This is a genomic window from Ectothiorhodospira lacustris (assembly GCF_022227785.1).
GTDB classification, from domain to species: Bacteria; Pseudomonadota; Gammaproteobacteria; order Ectothiorhodospirales; family Ectothiorhodospiraceae; genus Ectothiorhodospira; species Ectothiorhodospira lacustris.
On record NZ_JAJNQM010000140.1, the window covers coordinates 1 to 3,110 of the forward strand.

General features: G+C 61.9%; 4 protein-coding genes. All 4 read right to left on the reverse strand.

The annotated features are described in order from the left end of the window. Positions 1–140: 140 nt before the first annotated feature. Positions 141–1,100, reverse strand: a complete 960-nt coding sequence (locus LQ952_RS15540) for an RpnC/YadD family protein (RefSeq protein ID WP_238623526.1) — start codon at positions 1,098–1,100, stop codon at positions 141–143. A gap of 28 nt (positions 1,101–1,128) precedes the next feature. Next, on the reverse strand, positions 1,129–2,247 hold the full coding sequence (locus LQ952_RS15545; protein WP_238623527.1) for a transposase: 1,119 nt from the start codon (positions 2,245–2,247) through the stop codon (positions 1,129–1,131). Positions 2,248–2,336: 89 nt separating this feature from the next. Next, the gene (locus tag LQ952_RS15550; RefSeq protein ID WP_040405875.1) at positions 2,337–2,657 is read right to left on the reverse strand and encodes a helix-turn-helix domain-containing protein; all 321 of its coding nucleotides are present in this window, start codon (positions 2,655–2,657) and stop codon (positions 2,337–2,339) included. Beyond that, the gene (locus LQ952_RS15555) at positions 2,638–3,024 is read right to left on the reverse strand and encodes a type II toxin-antitoxin system RelE/ParE family toxin (protein WP_238623528.1); all 387 of its coding nucleotides are present in this window, start codon (positions 3,022–3,024) and stop codon (positions 2,638–2,640) included. The genes LQ952_RS15550 and LQ952_RS15555 overlap by 20 nt, the downstream gene beginning before the upstream one ends. Positions 3,025–3,110: the final 86 nt, after the last annotated feature.

A 3,110-nucleotide genomic window follows, 5' to 3' on the forward strand; every position in this document is an offset into this window, starting at 1 on the left:
CTCCTACCCCGTCACTCCCGCGAAAGCGGGAGTCCAGGACGGACACTCCAACCGCGACTGGATTCCCGCGTTCGCGGGAATGACGGCGGGGAGGGCACCTTGGTTGTGAAGCGCCCGAGGGAGCGGGCCGAGAACAGCCCTCAATGAGACGGATCCGGATGCAGGGCCTTCACTTCGTCCAGGGGCAGGCCCGTGACCTGGGCGATCTGCTCATCAGGGAGCACGCCCAACTTGAGCAGATTGATGGCCGTGTCGCGGGCCGCTTCCTGTCGACCCTCTTGCCGTCCTTCCTGCCGCCCTTCCTGTCGACCTTCTTGCAGCCCTTTCTGGAACCCTTCTTGCCGTCCCAGCCGTTCAGCCGTATTGATGTAAGGCATCTGATTTTCCTCCTCGATGGCGTAGACCGTCTCTAGAAACTCCCGTTCCAGTCCCTTGGGCAACTGGATCATCCAGTCGATGATGTGGAACAGCCTGAGAATCTGCTCGCGACTGTAGCCTCGCTGGTACAGTAGCCGGATCAAGGCCACCTTGGCATCCCTGCGGGTGCCACCCTGTCGCAACCGCTTGGCCCTGATCTGTGCCATCACCACCAGGGCAAAGACATTCTCGCTCGCCTCCAGCTCCGGCCATCGTTCCTCCCAGTCGATCAGCTTGGCGGTGGGGAAGGTGAAACTCAGCTCGCAACCCCAGCGGGCATACCGATAGCACATCGGCCGAAAGCTTGAGCGGGTATCCGCCAGCACCGCCAGGCTCACCACATCGATGCCGTAGCGGTCCCGCAGACGATACTGATAAGTGTACATCCGCTCGGCAAAGGGGTCTTCCGGCTCACCCTGAACCTCAACATGGATCAGCACCCAGGTCTCCGCCCCGTCACGGGCCTGGACCTTGATCAACTTGTCCGCATGGCGCCGGCCACTCTCGGCATCCGCCGTGATCTGCTGCAGCTCCTTGTCCATGGGGGTATATCCCCGCGACCAGTCCACCTCATCGTGGATCGCCGGGAACAGCAACTGCGTGAATTCCTGGAAGTAGTATTCCAGAGCCTCCTTCCACGGGCTGTCATGATCCGTGGGCCGGGCGGTGTCTTGATCGGTCATGGCCCCACTCCTGTTGGAAGCGAATAGCCTATAACACCGCCCGCCGCTCAAACACCCGCCGGGCCGCGCCCATCCCGCGCAGGAATTTCGCCTGGCGGCAGGCCGCATGTTCCACCAGCTTCGTCGGCTTGCCCACGGCGTGGCCGAATGCCTGCAACAGGCACGTGCCGTGGGCAATGAAGGCCTCCGCGTCCATGCCCAGACGATCCAGCAACTTCGGTGTCTGCGCCGGCATGAATCCCCGCTTGGCGGGATGCACGCACCGAGCCAGCATCTCCACCAGTTCCAGATAGTCCGCCCAGGCAAACGGCACCGCCCAAGGCTCCCGGCCGGTGGCATCAAAGGGCATCAGGGGGGCGACGGCAAGGGGCGCCAACCTGTGCTCGCAACGCAGTGCATCGCGCCAGTAAGGGATATTGGCCTCGGACTTCCCGAACACCGCCGCCTCGTCCCCCTGGACCGAGTGCTTGGCCAATGCCGCCCGCATCCGTGCCTCGGCCTTGTCCGGGCACAGGCGGGCCTCAAGACTGGTGTGCTCGCTGGTTTCCGGCGTGTCGGCAATCCCCGCCCGGATGGGGTTGAGATCCACATAAGCCATGGCACTGAGAATGGCCTGTTCGTCCAGCAGGGCCTGGCTTTTGAAACGACCTTCCCAGAACCGCCCCCGTACTCCGTCCTCGGCATTGGCCTTGCGGGCGATGGTCTCGTTGAGCACCCGCATGAACCAGGACAGATCCGCCAGACGCGCGCGGTAGGTGCGCGCCCATTCCCGCGCCTGGGCCAGTTCGGCATCGTGGAGGGTGTCCCGGGCCTGTGGGTCCAGATACCGCTGCACCACCGGCGGCCCGGAGAACACGCTGGTCCAGCGGCGCAATACCGCCTCATCCGACCAGCCCTGAGCGCGGCCCTGATCGATCCGCAGCACGATGTGATAGTGGTTGCTCATGACCGCATAGGCCGCCACGTCGATGGCGAAGACGGCGGCCAGTTGCCGAATTCTGGCCTCGATCCAGCCGCGCCGGTGTTCGAAGTTCTGGCCGGTGTGTCGGTCCTGTCCACAGAGGAAAGCGCGGCGGACACAGCGCGACACCACGTGATACCAGGGCGTGTCGGTGACGGATACCAGTTCTGAGCGGGGTCGGGTCATGGGGTGAGGGTCTCAGGGTGGGTGGGGGAGGTCGGCGGAAAGTGGGTGTCCTTTAAATTCGGGGCAAAAAGTGGGTGTCTTCAAAGTCCTTAAATCACCGCTTCCAATCCTTTGCGCTCGATCAGGTTCAACAGTTTGAGCGACGGCCCACTCGGCTTCTTGTCTCCAACTTCCCACTTCTGAACCGTGGAAAGGCTGGTGTTCAGCACAGCGGCAAAAACTGCCTGGCTGACGTGCGCCTGTTCACGCAGCGCCTTGATCTGCTGCGGCGATATTTCGTGCACATCGAGATTGCACAGCGCCTCGAACTCGCCCATGCGACGCTTGCTGATCAGACCTGCGCCATGAAGTCCACGTGCTGTCTCGTGCATCTCGTCCAGAATTCGGCTGTTACGCTTTGTCGTCGCCATCACATATCTCCACAATTTCACCGGCAGCCAGCGCAATAGCCAGTTGCCGATCATCAAAACCAAGCAGCTCCCTTGCCACCTCCTGGAGTATCCGCAGTTCGTCCTTGTCGATGTTGGATCGCTCGTTCTTGCTGAAGCCATAGAGGAAGAACCAGCGCCCCGCCATTTTCGTAGCCACGATGGTTCTGGCACCGCCACGCTTGCCCTGACCAGGCAGCGCGACGCGCTTCTTCACAACATCGCCACCCAGGTCAGCATCGACGAGCCCTTGGTGCATCTCCTCGACTGCGGCACACAGGGCTGCATCGGTTAGCCCGGCCTTTTTCATCGAGCGTGTGAAGGTGCGGGTTTTGAAGACTCGTCTCATTGCAAAACCATGCCACCAGGTGAAACAAATTTCCAGTAGAGCGAGATTTCTACAGAAACTGCGAGGGAGACAGGCCGGGACTCAAA